Here is a 16,688-nt window from a genome sequence, read left to right as displayed (position 1 = left end):
GCTATAAATACAATAGATCGAAAATAATGCATTTTTTAAATTTAATTAGTGATTTTTAAATAATTGATAAAAATTATATATATATGTATTTTAAATTTCAATGATATAATCAGAATGATTTAAATTATGTAGGAAGTTGTAAGTAAAGTTTAATTAGTGTTTGATAATTCTGACAGAAGGGAGGGTGCATAAAAAGAGATCATTAATGTTAGATTGTGTTTTTTTATTTTTTTAAATTTTAAAGGGGGTTAATGAATGAGCAAGACGAATTTTAGATGGGTTATTATGGGATTGGTATTTTTTATTACAGTTATTAACTATGTTGACCGTAGTGCTATTGCTTTTGCAATGCCAATTTTAAGCAAATTATTTCATTTGAATCCGGAAGATATTGGTTTGACGTTAGGAGCTTTTAATATTGGATATGCATTAATGGTTTTTGTAGGAGGTCTTCTTGTTGACAATTGGGGAGCAAGAAAGGTATGGTTTTGGGGAGCTTTAATTTGGTCAGCAAGCATATTCTCAACAGCATTCGCCACAGGTTTTGCATTCCTTTTTGTAGTTAGGTTATTGTTAGGTTTGGCTGAAGGCCCTAATTTTCCTGCAATGAACAGAGTAGTAGGTGATTGGTTGCCATTAAAAGAAAGATCTACCGCTTTAGCAAATGGTTTAGTCGCAGTTCCCTTTGCCCTTATGATTGGTGGACCTATAGTTGCATCCTTGTCAACAATTTTTGGATGGCAAGTGATGTTTATGATCTTAGGTATCGTAGGCATGATTTGGGCGCCAATTTGGCTTTATTTGTTTAGGAATTTCCCTGAAAGATCAAAATTTGTAAACGATGAAGAGCTTAGTTATATCAGAGAAGGTGCTAAAGTCGATAGAAGTAGAACAAGTCTTGAAATTAGACACGAGCACACAAGTGTGCCCAAGGGCTTGTGGAAGTTTTTACTAACCAATCCAACGCTATTATCCAATGACTGGGCATTTTTTGTATTTGGTTATAATTTGTTTTTCTTTATGGGATGGCTACCAACTTTTCTAGATAAAACTTATCACATGAACGTTATGAAAATTGGTATGTTTACTGTTTTGCCATGGGCTCTTGCTACAGTTTTGTTGTTTCTTGATGGAAGACTTTCCGACAAGATATATGCAAGTACAAAAAGTCTTAGGAAAGCACGTTCGCATCCAATTTGGATTAGCCAACTTCTAAGTGGTTTAAGTCTTATTCCAATTATGCTTTATCATGACGTAAATATTGCAATGATATTTATTGCATTAGCAGTGGGTCTAGGTATGGCTGCAAACCCAAATTATTACGCTACTAACATTGATGTTATAAGGCAAAGATCTGGTACAGCACTTGGTATAATGGATTTTGGTTTTGCAGTAGCTGGGCTTATAGCTTCTACCTTGACAGGTTTAATAGTGCAGCTTACAGGTTCTTTTGTGGGAGCTTTTGGTTTTCTACTCTTTCTCAATCTTACATCAGTTGTTAGTGTGATATTATTTCATCACCCAGATAAGGAGAAATTTCAAGTTTAGAGAAACTTTTACCAACCTGAAAGCTTTTAAGCTTTCAGGTTGGTAGGTAATAATTACTATCTAATATGTAAAAAACTTAGTTTCTTAAACTGTAAAGTTTAAGAAAGAGTTTTTGAGAAGGGAGGGTAGGTAAATTAGGTTTAAAAACTTAACATTTAAGGGAAAATTCTTTTTCTTGAATGTTAAGTTTGGTGCAGAGACTAAATCTTAACAAAAGGAGATGAAGGTTTTGAAGTCGAAATTGAAAAAGGAGTTAAATCTACTCGATCTAACGATGTTAGGTCTTGGCGGAATTGTTGGTTCAGGATGGCTTTTTGCTTCACAGAAAGCTGCTAATCTTGCTGGTCCTGCTGCAGTATTTGCCTGGGTTATTGGTGGAATTTGTGTATTTTTTATAGCTTTAGTATATGCTGAACTATCTGGTATGCTTCCAGAATCTGGTTCTTTGATTCGATATCCTCAATACACCCACGGGAACTTCGTTAGTTATGCCTTAGCAGTTGCTTTAATTATAGGTGATTCTGCAGTTATAGCTATTGAAGCCCTGGCAACAGTTCAGTTTGCCAGCTCTTATTTGCCATTTTTATACAGTGGGCATCAGGTAACACTTATTGGTTGGTTTTTTACAATGGGAATAATTATAATCTATTTCTTACTTAACTATTGGAGTATAAGAATTGCAGGGAAGACAAATACAATAATAACAATATTTAAGTTCTTTACACCTACTGCGACTGTAATATTTTTGTTTACAAATTTTAATCCTGCAAATCTTACCCAATATGGTGGTTTTGCGCCGTTTGGTTTTCCTGCGATTTTGGCTGCTGTATCAAGCGGCGGCATAATTTTTGCCTATTTAGGATTTAGACAAGCTGTAAACCTTGCAGGTGAAGCAAAAAATCCAACAAAAGATGTACCCTTAGCAGTTGGTTTAGCAGTTGGTTTAGCAATAATATTATATGTTTGTTTACAATTAACATTTGTAGGTTCTCTGCCAGTCCAGGAATTGGCAAAAGGCTGGGGTCATATTAACTTCAGGTCACCATTTGCTGAAATACTACTCTTGTTAAACATTCATTGGTTGGCTACTATAGTATTTGCTGATGCTGTAATATCACCTTCTGGTACAGGTTTGATATACATGACTTCTACATCGAGAATTATAAATGCTCAAGCTCGTAACGGTATTTTTTGGAAAATATTTGTAGATATTGATGAGAAAACAGGTGTACCAAGATATGCGCTATGGTTAGCATTAGTGTTGGCAGTAATATGGACTGCACCCTTCCCTTCATGGAATAAGTTGGTTGGCGTTGTATCGAATGCAATTGTATTGACCTATATGATCGGACCAGTGAGCGTAATGAGCCTTAGGAAATTTGCTCCAAATCTTTATAGACCTTTTAAAGCTGAACCTATAACTGCTATATCTCTTATAGCATTTGTGGTATGCACACTTCTTATAGACTGGAGCGGATGGTCAAACGTTTCTGTCTTAATTGCAGTAGATCTGGTAGCATTTTTACTCTACTTTTACTTTGTAGCTACTAGAGAAGAGTTGAAGAAAGACCTTGGTAAGAACGTTAAATCTGGAATATGGCTTATATGCTATATGCTTTTTGTAGCCTTTATGAGCTATATAGGCAGTAAACACTTTGAAGGGCTTGGAATTGTGGAATATCCTATGGACCAGTTTGTGCTAATAATCGCTTCTGTAATATTCTTCTTCTGGGCAGTTAATAGCGCTCACTATACTGAGGATATCAAAGAAGTAGTTAATGAAAGAGGAGATGAGGTTGCTGCTTTAGCTGCTAAATAGTAGAAGAACAATTAAAACTATTTTCGCAGAGGGTAATTGCTTCAAATGTGCCCTCTGCTTTTTTAAGAATTAAGCAAGTTAAATTTCTTTATTTACATTCAAAGAAGAATTCTTTGGCAATAGTTGCTTTGATTTTATTGCAAAATTTGTTTATAAAACATCAAAAAGGTTGCTATTTTTAAGAGTAATTGGTATGATTCATAATATGCTAAAACATATCTATGTAAGAGTCGAAGGGATTGTCCAAGGAGTAGGTTTTCGACCTTTTATTTATAGGCTGGCTAGGGAGTTTTCTTTGAAGGGATATTGTTTGAATGATACTGAGGGCGTAACTATTGAAGTTGAGGGGGAAGTTGAAAAGCTAAATAGTTTTTTGTTTGCCATAAAGAAAAATTTTCCTCCGCTCGCTATGGTAAAAAGTATTTATTCGGAAGAAAGAGAAATAGTTGATTATAAAAATTTTATAATTGAAAAGAGTAAACAAACAAGTAAGAAGACAACATTTATTCCTCCTGATACTAATATTTGTGATGACTGTCTGAAAGAATTGTTTAACGAACATGATAGGAGATTTCACTATCCTTTTATAACTTGTACAAACTGTGGACCGAGATTTAGTATTATTTACGATATACCCTATGACAGAAAAAACACAACTATGAATCCTTTCAAATTGTGCCCTGAATGTAGCAGGGAATATTCTGATCCACTTGACAGAAGATTTCACACTCAACCTACTGCCTGTCCTTTATGCGGACCTCGTGTGTACCTATTCGACAAAGAAAGGAATCTAATAAAAGATAGCGTGGATGATGTAATCGATGAAACTTATAAACTCTTAATGGCTGGTAACATAGTAGCAATTAAGAGCGTTGGAGGATTTCATCTTGCAGTTGACGCAAGAAATGATAAAGCTGTTTTAGAATTGCGAAAGAGAAAAAGAAGACCGTTTAAACCATTTGCTCTTATGGCAAATATAGAGGTTGTTAAAGATTTTTTGTATGTTTCAGAAAAAGAATTAAAACTTTTAACCTCAAGAGCAAGACCTATAGTTTTGCTAAAACAAAAAGAAAAGGCACTAGAGAGTATCAGCAAGTACGTAGCACCGAATTTAACTCATATTGGAATAATGCTTCCGTATACTCCATTTCAACATCTTTTATTTAATAAAGACGATTTTATGATATTAGTTATGACCAGTGCTAATTTATCTGATGAACCAATCATTTACAAGGATGAAATTGCTTTTGAAAAACTTTCAAATATTGCTGATTACTTTGTTGCCTATAATAGGGAAATTGCAATCCAAAGCGATGATAGCGTGATGTTTGTGTTGAACGAAAATGAATTCTTTATCAGGCGTTCAAGGGGATTTGTGCCAATGCCATTTTTTACAAAGAAATCTAAAAAACATATTTTTGCTGCAGGAGCAGATCTTAAAAGTAGCTTTGCACTATCTAAGGATGATGTAATTTTTTTGAGTCAGTATTTGGGTGATCTTGAGTCTGTGAATACTTACGAAGTTTTTAAAAAAACACTTGAACATTTCAAGAAGGTTTTTGATATTAAGCCTGAAATTTTTATTTCCGACATGCACCCGAATTATTTTACTACAAGACTTACTGATGAAATATCAGGTGGTTCACAGAGGCTTTTTGTTCAACATCATCATGCACATATTGCTGCTGTAATGGAAGAACACGGTATTGAAGATGAAGTTATAGGGCTTTCATTTGATGGAACTGGATATGGTACGGATTCAAAAATATGGGGGAGCGAGTTTTTAATAGCTAACAGAAAGGAATTTAGGAGAGTTGCTCACTTCTCATACTTCAAACTGCCAGGATCTGAAAAAGCAATTAAGGAAGTTTATAGAATAGGTTTGTCTTTGCTAGTCGATTTAGGTCTAGACCCTATGGAAATTTCAAAACATATAAATTTTGATGAAAGGGATAAAATAGAAATCATCATAAATATGCTTAAGAAAAATATAAATTGTCCACTAAGCTGTAGCATAGGGAGACTTTTTGACGGTGTTGCTGCAATTTTAGGACTTTCAACCGTGATAAGTACTGAAGCTGAGGCAGCACAGAAGCTAGAAGAATTAGCAATTACTGGTAAAAGAATATATCCATTTAATGTGGATTTTGATCTGTCAGGTGAAATTGAGATTCCAGTTGATCAGATAATTAGAAATATAATTGATATGAAAGAGAAAAAAATACCCCTTGAAGATATTGCTCTATCTTTTCATGAGGCTATTTCAGAGATTAGTCTAAATTGTGTGCAAAGTATTTGTGAAAAATATAGCATTAGAAAGGTTGTACTTTGTGGAGGATCGTTTGTAAATAGAATATTGTTAAAGAGGATCTGGGAGGCTTTGAATTCTCGAGGTTATAATGTTTATTTGCCGCATAAAGTTCCATTGAACGATTCATCAATTGCACTTGGGCAGATATGTATAGGAAAAGAATTAATAAAATAGCAGTTTTTTCTAATCTGGTCTATAAGTTTCAGTTTAGTAAAGTAAAGTAAGAATTTAAAAATACAGTTACCTTGAAGTCAAGAAGAACTTCGCTTGAATAAACTTGAAGTTTCCAAAGTAGAAATGACTTTGAAGTTGAAATTCTAATTTGGCTAATAAAAAAGCAAAAAAATAATCTAGTAATTTAGTAGTAAATAGGAGTAAAATAAAGCTATAACTTACTTTTAGGAGGTCTACTGTGGAAAACAAGCTTTTTTCCAAGATTAAGATTAGAGGTTTAGAATTCAGAAATAGGATATTTATGCCTCCAATGTGTCAATATAGCGCAAATGATGGGATACTTAACGAATGGCACATCACACATTATCTTACTCGTTCTATTGGAGGAGTTGGAGGGATTATAGTTGAGGCAACAGCTGTAGAGCCAAGAGGGAGAATTACACCATATGATCTTGGTATTTACAATGATTTACAAGAGATCGAATTTGCAAAGCTTGTTAAGTTAGTGAAAAGCTATGGAGCGAAAGTTGGTATACAGCTTGCTCATGCTGGTAGAAAGGCTTCGAATGACGTTCCCTGGAGGAATGAACAAACTCTTGATGAATCTCATGGAGGATGGGGTGTAATTGCTCCAAGTCCTATACCATTTGATAAGGATTCTTTAATACCAAAAGAAATGACACAAAGGGATATCTTGGATGTCTTGAACGCATTTGAGAATGCTGCAAAAAGGGCAGTAAGGGCTGGTTTTGACTTTATAGAAATTCATATGGCACATGGCTATTTGTTACACGAATTTCTCTCTCCCCTGACCAATAAAAGGAATGATGATTTTGGTGGGAAATTTGAAAATAGAATCAAATTTCCTTTGAAGGTTGCAGAAAAAGTAAGGGGTGTGATGCCAAATGATATGCCGCTTTTTGTAAGAATTTCTGTAACCGATTGGATAGAGAAGGGCTGGGATGTGAATCAGAGCATTGAGTTTGTAAAAGAACTTAAAGGAGTTGGCGTTGATCTAATTGACGTTTCAAGTGCGGGAATATCTCCCGAAGCTGTAATTCCAATAGATTTTGGTTTTCAAACAAAATTTTCTCAAATAATAAGAGAGAATTCGAATATTTTAACAGGAGCTGTTGGCATGATAGTGGATCCTTATCAAGCAGAGCATATCCTTTGCACAGAACAATCTGATATTGTTCTTCTTGGTAGAGAGCTTCTTAGAAATCCTTATTGGCCTTTACATGCTGCAAAAGTATTAAAACAAGATATACAGTGGCCTCTTCAGTATTTAAGGGCAAAACTAAGTTAAGACAAATCATAGTAAGTTGATATAAATAGTATAAATTAACTCCTCTGTATGATCAGGTTTTACTAATTACTTTTTCAGAATATTTTAAAATATGCTTTATTCTCTCTATTAATGGAGGGTGAGAGTAATTAAAAAAAACATAAAGTGGATGTGGTATTGGATTTGACAAGTTATCTTTGTACAGTTTGATAAGAGTATTTTTGAAAGTTTCTGGATCTTTCGTAAGATTTATTGCGAATTCATCTGCTTGGTATTCATTAGCTCTTGAAATAGGCATAAATATGAGTTTTAAGATGATACTACCAATAGGTAAAAAAATTGTAAATACTATGAACAAACCATTATATAAAGAATTTTTAAAGCCAAACATAAAGTAAATATAATTTAGCTGAAGCAGTTTGGCGCTAATAAACATTGCCAAGATTATCGCTCCAGCATTAAATAAAAACATCTTGAAAATATGTTTATGTTTGAAATGTCCTAGTTCATGACATAGAACAGATATAATCTCAGGGTGATTGTGATTTTGTAAGAAGGTATCGAATAAAACTAATCTTTTCTTTTTTCCAAATCCAGTAAAAAACGCATTTGAATGGGTTGATCTCTTTGAAGCATCCATTACAAAGACGTTTTCAAGAAAAAAACCTGTTTTTTCAAGAATTTCTTTAATTTTCGACTCTAATTCGGTATCAGATAGTGAAGTAAACTTGTTAAATAGTGGAGCAATAAATATTGGATAAATATAGAGAATAAAGAAATTCAGTAAAATGATGAAAAAACTAGCATATATCCACCAAAAAGCTCCTGTTAGATGTATGAAGGTTGTTATGGCAAATAATATTAAAAAAAGTATGACCAACCCGATAATCGTTTGTAAAAATATATCCTTAAGAAACAATTTTTTTGTTATTTTACTAAAACCAAAGATTTTTTCAATGTAAAATGTGTCAATTATAACAAAAGGTAGTTCTATGACCTTAAATATTGTATAAAAGGAGACAAATAACATAAAGGATTTTAAAAACTCAAATGTGTGAAGTTTGTAAATTTCTGTAGATATTGATTGGATTATATTTGTTGAGAATAAATAAAAGAAAACGAGTATCTCAACAATTCCTTTAACCATTTGCAGAGCTATTTTAGATTTTTGATATTTTATTAGGGATATTGGGTTGTCTATAGGAAATATCTCTTTTATTTTTTCTAAATTTTTTATGCTCAGATTTCTAAGATTTAAAAATTCGAGAAAAATTTCAAATAGGTTTACAATTATTACAAGAAAAATAAACAAGTATCCGCTCTGCTGCAAACTGTCCTCCATAATTTTCATTTCTAGTATATTTATTATACTAGTTACACTAGCATTATAATTCTAGATATTATTATAAAAACTTTACTTTTAAAACTAATATTTGTAGTAAAATAAAAGTAAATTAATGATCTAAGAAAAAGCTATAAACTAATATTTTACCACCTTTTAGGAGGTTACTTTGAAAGGCAAAGTTGTTAACTGTGCTATCTCAACTGAAAGAGGGGTTCCAAAAAATAGCGTAGATTGTATTGAACTTATCGAAGATTATGGTGTGGTAGGAGATGCTCATGCCGGTATTTCTCAAAGGCAAATTAGTATATCGAGTTTATCTACATATTCAAGAGGAATAGCGAAGGAACTTAATTTGAAACCGGGTGACTATGCTGACAATATTACTGTTGATGGAGTAGATATTTATGATATGAAAGTAGGTACTAAATTCAAAGTAGGAGATGAGGTTATTTTACAAATTGTAGAAATTGGTAAGGGAGAGAATGAACATCTTGAAAAATCAACCTATTTACAATTTAATAGACCATATAATCAAATGTTAAAAGAGGGTGTGTTTTGTAAGGTTTTAAAAGGTGGTAAGGTTTGTATAGGAGATGTTGTAGATTTTGATATTTGATGTTTGACAATTTTTAAAAGGATTTTTATAATAGCTTCGTTTGAAAGGCAGGGTTTCAGATGAGAATAGATGTCTCGCAAATCCTTGACGATGTGGGAAGCAGTATTAGAATTAGGACTAAGGAAGAAGCTCAGTTTTTTGAGCCCTCTCTTGAATTTTGCTCGCCAATTGATTTTGATTTGACCTTAACGAATGTTGGGAAGTCAATATTGGTGCAAGGCAAAATTAAGAGTACGCTTGTAATGGAGTGTGCAATCTGCCTTAACAAATTTAAACAAAAGATTGAGTTTGAGCTTAATGACGAGTTTGTTAAAGGCAAGCCTGGTGAGGATCAGTTTGCAATTCACGGAAAAGAGATTGATCTTTCTGAGCTATTAAGGCAAGAGTTTTTGTTGTGGTTTCCTATGAAACCTGTTTGTGTTCTTTGCAGAGAAGATATTAAGGAGGTTAAAATTAGTGGGAGTACCAAAAAAGCGTCGTTCTAAAATGCGTCAAAATACAAGAAGGCCTTATATTATAGAAGGTGAAATGCCAAACATGATTAATTGTCCTCATTGTGGGGCTCCAACTCTTGCACACAGGGCATGTTCGAAGTGCGGAACTTATAGAGGTAGGGTAGTTCTTACGACCAAAGCTGAAAAGGTGGAAGACTAAAAATAGGATAAAAACGAAAAAACTTGATTTCAATAGCTTTTGACCTTTTAGGCGGAGATAAAGCACCTGAGGAGACAGTCCGAGGTCTTGTCATGGCTTTAGAGACAAGATCGGATTTTGTTGTTTATGCTGTGGCCACTAAAGGTGTTTTTGATAAGTATCAAAAGATCCTAAAACCATTTCTTTCTTCTGGCAGATTAAAAGAAATTGAATGTGAAAATGTTTTTGAGATGGACGATGAGCCGGTAAAGGCTTGGAAGGAGAAAAGGGGATCTAATTTACATAAGATAGTAGAACTGATTAATGAGGGTTTTGCTTCTGGTTGTGTATCCCTTGGAAGCACTGGAGGTTGTTTAGTAGCAGGAACTCTTGGTATAGGCAGATTAAAAGGTATTGAAAGGCCTGCTATTGGAGTGCTTTTGCCATCAAAACAAGGTGGATTTCTTTTGATTGATGCTGGTGCAAATGTAGATGTAAAGGCAAAAAATATTTTAGATTTTGCAAAAATGGGCAGTGTTTATATGAAATTTCTTGGTTTTGAAAACCCAAGTGTAGGTTTATTTAATGTGGGGGAAGAAAAGGGTAAGGGAGATAGATTAAGGCAAGAATCTTACGAGCTTCTTTCTAAAAGCGATATTAATTTTGTTGGAAATATGGAAGGAAAAGATGCATTTTTTGGGAAATGCAGTGTCCTTGTGTGCGATGGTTTTATTGGGAATATCTTTTTAAAAACCACAGAGGGAGTTTCAGATTATTTAAGGTATGAAATGAGAGACGCTATAAGGCAGAGCTTTATAACTCGCTTGGGTGGGATGCTTTTATATCCAGCTCTTGCAAGGATTGTAAAGCGTGCCGATTATTCTAATTATGGAGCTGCTCCTCTTCTAGGCGTGAAAAAAGTTTTTTTGATTGGGCATGGCAGAAGTGGGCGTGTTGCAGCTAAGAACGCTATATTACAGACTGTAAAACTTTGTTCCGAAAATCTAATAGAGAAGGTAAAAATTGTAGGTGAAGGTTAATAACGTCGGAATATATGGTTGGGGTTCTTGTGTGCCTGAAGGTGTGGTTACAAACTTTGACCTGGAAGGTATGGTTTTGACTTCAGATGATTGGATAAGAGAGAGAACAGGGATTATAAAGAGACACGTTGCTTGTAGAGGAGAGAAAACGTCTAATTTAGCTATTATTGCTTTGCAAAATGCAATGGAAATGGGAAATATAAAACCTGATGAGCTTGACTTAATAATAGTGGCGACATCTTCGCCTGATATGCTTTTTCCAGCTACTGCTTGTATTGTTCAAGATGCTATTGGAGCAAAAAAAGCAGCAGCCTTTGACCTATCTCTTGCATGTAGTGGTTTTGTATATGCACTTTGTGTAGGAGCACAGTTTATACAAAACGAAGCTTATAGATGCGTTGCAGTTATTGGGGCAGATATTCTCACGAGATTTATAGATTGGTCGGATAGAAAAACTGCGATACTCTTTGGGGATGGTGCTGGAGCGTGTATTTTGAAATATAAACCTGGTAATGAATGGTGGTTTTTTTTGGGAAGTGATGGGAGCGGGGCAGATCATTTAAAGATAATAGGAAGTGGTTCAAGCGATTATACTCCTTCTGGTTCTTTTCAAAAAAGATTGCCAACTATACAAATGAACGGGCAGGAGGTATTTAAATTTGCCGTAAGGTCTATGGTAAAGTCAGTAAAAAATGTTATTAATGAATCAAGAATAAGCTTTGAAGATATATCTAAAATTATTCCACATCAGGCAAATAAAAGGATAATAGAGTCTGTAAGGAAGTATCTTAATCTAAAAAGCGAAAAATTCTACATAAACGTAGATCGCTTTGGAAATACTTCGGCTGCGTCTATTCCTATTGCTATTGATGAGGCATACAGATCAGGAGTTATTAAACCAAACGATAAGATAGTTCTTGCTGCATTTGGCGCAGGTTTTGCTTTTGGATCGGGGTTGATATCTTTATGAAAGAGAAAACTGTTTTATTATTTCCAGGTCAGGGTTCACAGTATGTGAATATGCACTTGAAGCTAAGTATTAAATCAAAAGAGTTTATAGCAAAAATATTAGATGAATTAAACCTGTCCAATATACTAGATTTAATGTCTGTTTCTGAAGAATCTCTCTTACCTACAAATGTCTCTCAAGTTGCAATAATTTCTACAAGTTTAGGATATTTGAAAGATATTAATGATGAAGGTTTTAGATTCGAAGCTTCAGCTGGTCACAGTCTCGGAGAGTATGGCGCCCTGGTAGCTGCGGGAGTGCTTTCATTTAAAGATGCTGTGAGAGCAGTTTCTGTTAGAGGTGATCTTATGGGAAAGTGCGCTGCAAGACGTGGAGGCAGTATGGTTGCTCTTCTTGGATTCGATAAAGAGATGGCTGAAGTTCTTTGTAAGGAGGCATCGCGATTTGGTGTGTGTGTTGTAGCGAATGAAAACTCTAATCAGCAAATAGTTGTTTCTGGTGAAAATAAAGCAATAGACTGGGTTTTGGAAAATTATAAGGATTTTAAGGTTAAAAAGGCTATAAAATTGAAAGTAGAAGGTGCATTTCACTCTCCACTTATGGATGATGCTGCCAAGGAGTTTAGAAAATTCTTAGTAAATTTGGAATTTAAGGACTTTAAACTGCCTGTTTACAAAAATATTGATGGAATGATATATGAGAATACTAAATATATTCCTGATATATTATCAAAACAAATTGTTAGTCCAGTAAAATGGGTTGATACTATTAAAAATATTATTCGCGATGGATATGAAAGCTGTGTTGAAGTTGGTCCAAAAAATATACTTACAACAATGTTAAAGCGCTGGACAAATCTAAAGTGTAGCGCTTTAGATGGAGAGTGAGCTAATATGATATTGGAAGGAAAAGTAGCATTAGTTACTGGTTCAAGCAGGGGTATAGGTAAAGCTATTGCTAAAGCGTTTGCTCAAAATGGGGCAAAAGTTTTAATTAATTATGCTTCTAACGACGATGCAGCGAAAAAAGTTAAAGAAGAATTAATTAATATGAATTGCAACGTTGAAATCTTTAAGGCATCTGTTGACAAAGAAAGTGAAGTCAAAGCACTTTTTGAAAGGCTAGACGCATTGTTTGGCAGAATAGATATCCTTGTAAATAATGCAGGAATAACGAGAGATGCTTTGATACTAAGAATGACAGAGTCTCAGTGGGACGAAGTTATAGATGTAAATCTTAAGGCAGCTTTTTTGTGTTCTAAAGAAGCAGCAAAGAGGATGATAAAACAAAAGAGTGGTAGGATTATAAATATTTCTTCGGTTGTAGGACAGATAGGAAATCCTGGTCAGGCTAATTATTCTGCTTCAAAATCGGGTTTATTTGGTCTAACTAAATCTTTAGCAAAAGAACTGGGTTCAAGGGGAATACTTGTCAATTCTATTGCTCCTGGTTATATTGTTACTGATATGACTTCAGGGCTTTCTGATGACATAAAGAATAAGCTGCTTTCATCAATAGCTCTGGGTAGGCTCGGTACTCCTGAAGACGTAGCAGATGTTGCTCTCTGGTTGGCTAAATCTGCGAACTATGTGACTGGGCAGATTATTTCTGTAAATGGTGGTATGTTTTAAATTTGAAAGGAGGTGAATTTTGTGAGTGAAAACGAAATATTTGATAGAGTTAAAAAGATTATTTCAAATCAGCTTGGTATAGAAGAGGGAACTATAGAAATGAGTTCCTCCTTTGTAGATGATTTGGGCGCTGATTCTTTAGACACAGTCGAAATGGTTATGGCTTTTGAGGAAGAATTTGGAGCTGAAATTCCAGATAAAGAGGTTGAGAAAATTAAGACTGTTGGAGATGCTGTTAAGTACTTGTATGAGAAAGTAGGAGAATGAATGTTTTTAGTTTTAATTAGATTAAAATTTTGTTTAAAAATTATAGATACTCGTTTGGGAGCAATTGAAAATTGGAAAGTAGTATCTTAAAACCGCTTAAAATTGGGAAGATAACTATCCCCCTGCCAATCTTGCAGGGGGGGATGGCTATTAGAGTTTCTACTGCACCTCTTGCAGGAGCTGTAGCAAGAGAAGGTGCAGGTGGTATTATTGCGGCAACGGGTATGGATGATGAAGAACTTATAGATCAAATAAAAAAGGCACGAGAGATTTCTGAGGGCAGAGGAGCTATTGGTATAAATGTAATGTACGCTTATAGCCAATTTGAAAGAGTGGTTAAAACTGCTATTGCTGAGGGAATTGATTTTATAGCTACAGGAGCTGGATTTTCAAGAGATATATATAAATGGGCTAAAGATTCCAATACTCCAATTTTGCCGATTGTTTCTTCTGCAAAATTAGCCAAACTTGCCGAAAAACTGGGGGCAAGTGGAATAATACTTGAAGGGACGGAAGCTGGAGGTCATCTAGGAACAGATAGGTCTACTTGGGACATTCTACCTGAAATTCTGGAAGTTATTTCTATTCCACTTATAGTAGCAGGAGGAATCTACTCTGGTAAAGAGATGGCTAGAGCGCTTAAAATGGGTGCTAGTGGTGTACAGATAGCAACCAGGTTTATCCTTTCAGAAGAGTGCGACGTCAGCCCTGTTTTTAAGAAGGTGCTACTGGAAGCAAAAGCTGAAGATGTAGTAAAAATAATGAGTTCAGTAGGTTTTCCCGGGAGAGCTATTCTAACTCCACTATCAAAAAAGATTATTGAAGGTAAGGCTCCTAAGCCGAAAGTCTGTGAAGGTTGCATAAAAAAGTGTACCAGAACGTTTTGCATTAGATTGGCTCTAGAATCGGCAAGACTTGGTGATTACGAGAATGGGCTTTTCTTCAGCGGTTCAAATGTTTTTAGATATAATGATATTCTTCCCGTGAAGACAATTATAGAAAATTTTGTGCGTGAGGCCGAGGAGGAGCTGTCATGAAAAGACGCGTAGTTATTACTGGTATGGGTTGCGTTACCCCTCTTGGTAACGATGTAAATACTTTTTGGAATATGCTTAAAAATGGTAAAAGCGGAATAGTTAGAATTGTTGATTTCAAACAAGAATTTCCTTCTATGATTGCTGGTAAGGTAAAGAACTTTGCTCCTGAAAAATATTTTGATAAAAAGGATGTAAGACGTACTTCTAAATTTGTTCAATTTGCAGTTGCTGCTGCTCAAGAGGCAATGGAAGATTCAGGACTTTTAGATTTTGCTGATAAATCGAATATTGGAGTATGTATTGGGTCAGGTGTTGGTGGAATAGATATTATGGAAGAACAAGCAGTAGTGCTTTATGAAAAAGGTCCAATGAAAGGGTCACCATTTATGGTCCCAATGATGATAGTAAATATGGCTTCTGGTTATGTTGCTATTAAATTTGGGCTGAAAGGGCTTAATTTTGCGCCTGTTTCTGCGTGTGCGTCAAGCAATCATGCTATTGGAGAGGCATATAGGAGTATAGTTTATGGAGATGCTGATGTTATGCTTTGTGGTGGATCAGAAGCAGCAGTGACTCCTCTTGCAATAAATGGTTTTTGCGTAATGCGAGCTTTGTCTACTTGTAGAAATAATACACCTGAGCTTGCAAGTAGACCTTTTGATAAGTCAAGAGATGGATTTGTAATGGGAGAGGGTTCTGGAATAATAATTTTGGAAGAGTTAAACCATGCAATTAATAGGGGTGCTAAGATTTATGCTGAACTTGTAGGTTATGGTGCTTCTTGCGATGCATATCATATGGCAGCTCCAGATCCTACTGGCGATGGTGCTTATAATTGTATTATTAGAGCTTTGAAGGATGCATCAATTTCATATGATGAAATAGATCTGGTAAATGCTCATGCAACGAGTACTCCTGCTGGCGATGAGGGTGAATTAAAGGCTATAAAGAGGGTTTTTAAGGATCACGCAAAAAATATCTTTATCACTTCAAATAAGTCTATGATAGGACATTTACTTGGGGCAGCTGGAGCTGTAGAGTTGATTGCCACAGTTATGTCTGTAAGAGAAAATATTGCTCCCCCTACTATTAATCTTGATGATCCTTGTGATGAAGCTGAAGGTTTAAATCTTGTACCAAATAGAGCCCAGGAAATGAAGAAATGCGAATATGCTATATCTAATTCTTTTGGATTTGGCGGACATAATGCTTGTTTGATAATTAAAAAATTTAGAGGGTAAATTGCCAAAAAAAGAGTTAGTTTTGGAAACTTTTTCAAAAATATCCAACGTTTATGATTATATGAATGACTTTATGACTCTTGGTATGCATAGAGATTGGAAAAACTTGCTTATTAAGGAAGTATTTAAATTTTATAAAGATTCAGATATCCTCGATATAGGAAGTGGAACAGGCGATCTTGTTTTTTTGATTAAAAAAGATTTTCCAAGTGCTAAAGTTGTGGCTTTGGATATAAACGATAGTATGCTTAAAAAATTAAAGCGCAAATTAGAAAAAAATAATATAAAAGATGTAGAAATTGTAAAATCTTTTGCTGAAGATATGCCTTTTGGAAATGAAACTTTTGGTGCAGTAGTTTCCTCATACACCATAAGAAACCTAGAAGATATTGAAAGATCATTTAAAGAGATATATAGAGTTATAAAAAAACCTGGAGTTTTTGGTTTTCTTGAGCTTTCTGAGCCTAAAATTTTTAAAAAATTATTTTGGCTTTATTTAGATAAAATTTTGCCTTTTCTTGGTGGAAAGTTAGGTTGCAAAGAGGAATATGAGTATCTTGGTCGATCTCTTAGAGCCTTTTTATCTCCTGAAGATATCGTTTCCTTATTAAAAAGCGTTGGCTTTAGTAGAGTTTATATTGCTCGAGTTTGTGCGGGGGTTAGTACTATTTATATTGCAATAAAGTCTTAAACTCTTTTTAAAAAAAAGATTTTGAATAAGCATTAATCACCTTCTAGATTCTTTTGCTATCTACTGATACTATTGGT

16 protein-coding genes are annotated in these 16,688 nt (G+C 34.5%); 15 read left to right on the top strand and 1 reads right to left on the bottom strand.

The genetic code is table 11. The features are described 5' to 3' along the window. The first annotated feature begins 255 nt into the window (after positions 1-255). From ACWIUX_RS03570 to ACWIUX_RS03555, 4 genes are all read left to right on the top strand, one after another. Positions 256-1,548 (top strand): MFS transporter, encoded by a 1,293-nt coding sequence (locus ACWIUX_RS03570; RefSeq protein WP_448589355.1) that lies wholly within the window; start codon positions 256-258, stop codon positions 1,546-1,548. Positions 1,549-1,777: 229 nt separating this feature from the next. Next, entirely contained in the window at positions 1,778-3,367 is a 1,590-nt protein-coding gene (locus ACWIUX_RS03565; RefSeq protein WP_448589354.1) for an APC family permease, read from the top strand. A gap of 193 nt (positions 3,368-3,560) precedes the next feature. Next, a complete protein-coding gene (hypF, locus tag ACWIUX_RS03560; protein WP_448589353.1) occupies positions 3,561-5,852 on the top strand; it encodes a carbamoyltransferase HypF in 2,292 nt (763 codons plus the stop codon). Between the two features lie 238 nt (positions 5,853-6,090). Then, the gene (locus ACWIUX_RS03555) at positions 6,091-7,161 is read left to right on the top strand and encodes an NADH:flavin oxidoreductase/NADH oxidase (RefSeq protein WP_448589352.1); all 1,071 of its coding nucleotides are present in this window, start codon (positions 6,091-6,093) and stop codon (positions 7,159-7,161) included. Positions 7,162-7,213: 52 nt separating this feature from the next. On the opposite strand, the gene ACWIUX_RS03550 is transcribed toward ACWIUX_RS03555, so the two are convergent. Further along, a complete protein-coding gene (locus ACWIUX_RS03550) occupies positions 7,214-8,470 on the bottom strand; it encodes a M48 family metallopeptidase (RefSeq protein WP_448589351.1) in 1,257 nt (418 codons plus the stop codon). A gap of 181 nt (positions 8,471-8,651) precedes the next feature. Here ACWIUX_RS03550 and ACWIUX_RS03545 point away from each other — a divergent pair, with 181 nt between their 5' ends. From ACWIUX_RS03545 to ACWIUX_RS03495, 11 genes are all read left to right on the top strand, one after another. Continuing rightward, positions 8,652-9,101: an MOSC domain-containing protein gene (locus tag ACWIUX_RS03545; RefSeq protein WP_448589350.1), complete on the top strand. Its 450-nt coding sequence runs from the start codon at positions 8,652-8,654 to the stop codon at positions 9,099-9,101. Between the two features lie 59 nt (positions 9,102-9,160). Continuing rightward, the gene (locus ACWIUX_RS03540) at positions 9,161-9,586 is read left to right on the top strand and encodes a YceD family protein (RefSeq protein ID WP_448589349.1); all 426 of its coding nucleotides are present in this window, start codon (positions 9,161-9,163) and stop codon (positions 9,584-9,586) included. After that, the gene (gene rpmF, locus ACWIUX_RS03535) at positions 9,558-9,755 is read left to right on the top strand and encodes a 50S ribosomal protein L32 (protein ID WP_448589348.1); all 198 of its coding nucleotides are present in this window, start codon (positions 9,558-9,560) and stop codon (positions 9,753-9,755) included. The genes ACWIUX_RS03540 and rpmF overlap by 29 nt, the downstream gene beginning before the upstream one ends. 23 nt (positions 9,756-9,778) lie before the next feature. Next, positions 9,779-10,774, top strand: coding sequence for a phosphate acyltransferase PlsX (gene plsX, locus ACWIUX_RS03530; RefSeq protein ID WP_448589347.1), 996 nt, complete (start codon positions 9,779-9,781; stop codon positions 10,772-10,774). Continuing rightward, positions 10,764-11,744, top strand: a complete 981-nt coding sequence (locus tag ACWIUX_RS03525; protein WP_448589346.1) for a beta-ketoacyl-ACP synthase III — start codon at positions 10,764-10,766, stop codon at positions 11,742-11,744. Before plsX ends, ACWIUX_RS03525 begins: the two co-directional genes overlap by 11 nt. Continuing rightward, positions 11,741-12,631, top strand: coding sequence for an ACP S-malonyltransferase (locus ACWIUX_RS03520; RefSeq protein ID WP_448589345.1), 891 nt, complete (start codon positions 11,741-11,743; stop codon positions 12,629-12,631). The genes ACWIUX_RS03525 and ACWIUX_RS03520 overlap by 4 nt, the downstream gene beginning before the upstream one ends. Positions 12,632-12,637: 6 nt before the next feature. After that, positions 12,638-13,375 carry a 3-oxoacyl-[acyl-carrier-protein] reductase gene (fabG, locus tag ACWIUX_RS03515; RefSeq protein WP_448589344.1) on the top strand — a complete coding sequence of 246 codons (738 nt, stop codon included), beginning with the start codon at positions 12,638-12,640 and terminating at the stop codon, positions 13,373-13,375. Positions 13,376-13,396: 21 nt separating this feature from the next. Next, a complete protein-coding gene (locus ACWIUX_RS03510; RefSeq protein WP_448589343.1) occupies positions 13,397-13,642 on the top strand; it encodes an acyl carrier protein in 246 nt (81 codons plus the stop codon). Between the two features lie 71 nt (positions 13,643-13,713). Then, positions 13,714-14,679 carry an NAD(P)H-dependent flavin oxidoreductase gene (locus tag ACWIUX_RS03505; RefSeq protein ID WP_448589342.1) on the top strand — a complete coding sequence of 322 codons (966 nt, stop codon included), beginning with the start codon at positions 13,714-13,716 and terminating at the stop codon, positions 14,677-14,679. After that, entirely contained in the window at positions 14,676-15,920 is a 1,245-nt protein-coding gene (fabF, locus tag ACWIUX_RS03500) for a beta-ketoacyl-ACP synthase II (protein ID WP_448589341.1), read from the top strand. The genes ACWIUX_RS03505 and fabF overlap by 4 nt, the downstream gene beginning before the upstream one ends. Position 15,921: 1 nt before the next feature. Next, positions 15,922-16,611 carry a ubiquinone/menaquinone biosynthesis methyltransferase gene (locus ACWIUX_RS03495; RefSeq protein ID WP_448589340.1) on the top strand — a complete coding sequence of 230 codons (690 nt, stop codon included), beginning with the start codon at positions 15,922-15,924 and terminating at the stop codon, positions 16,609-16,611. The last annotated feature ends 77 nt before the right edge of the window (positions 16,612-16,688 follow it).

The sequence above is a fragment of the Thermodesulfobium sp. genome (assembly GCF_053498235.1).
This window is presented reverse-complemented; position numbering and strand designations above follow the sequence as displayed.

Excerpts from the sequence above, each read along its gene's own strand:
- hypF (WP_448589353.1), top strand. The coding sequence starts at position 3,561 with ATGATTCATAATATGCTAAAACATATCTATGTAAGAGTCGAAGGGATT.
- ACWIUX_RS03540 (WP_448589349.1), top strand. The coding sequence starts at position 9,161 with ATGAGAATAGATGTCTCGCAAATCCTTGACGATGTGGGAAGCAGTATT.
- ACWIUX_RS03570 (WP_448589355.1), top strand. The coding sequence starts at position 256 with ATGAGCAAGACGAATTTTAGATGGGTTATTATGGGATTGGTATTTTTT.
- ACWIUX_RS03520 (WP_448589345.1), top strand. The coding sequence starts at position 11,741 with ATGAAAGAGAAAACTGTTTTATTATTTCCAGGTCAGGGTTCACAGTAT.
- fabF (WP_448589341.1), top strand. The coding sequence starts at position 14,676 with ATGAAAAGACGCGTAGTTATTACTGGTATGGGTTGCGTTACCCCTCTT.
- fabG (WP_448589344.1), top strand. The coding sequence starts at position 12,638 with ATGATATTGGAAGGAAAAGTAGCATTAGTTACTGGTTCAAGCAGGGGT.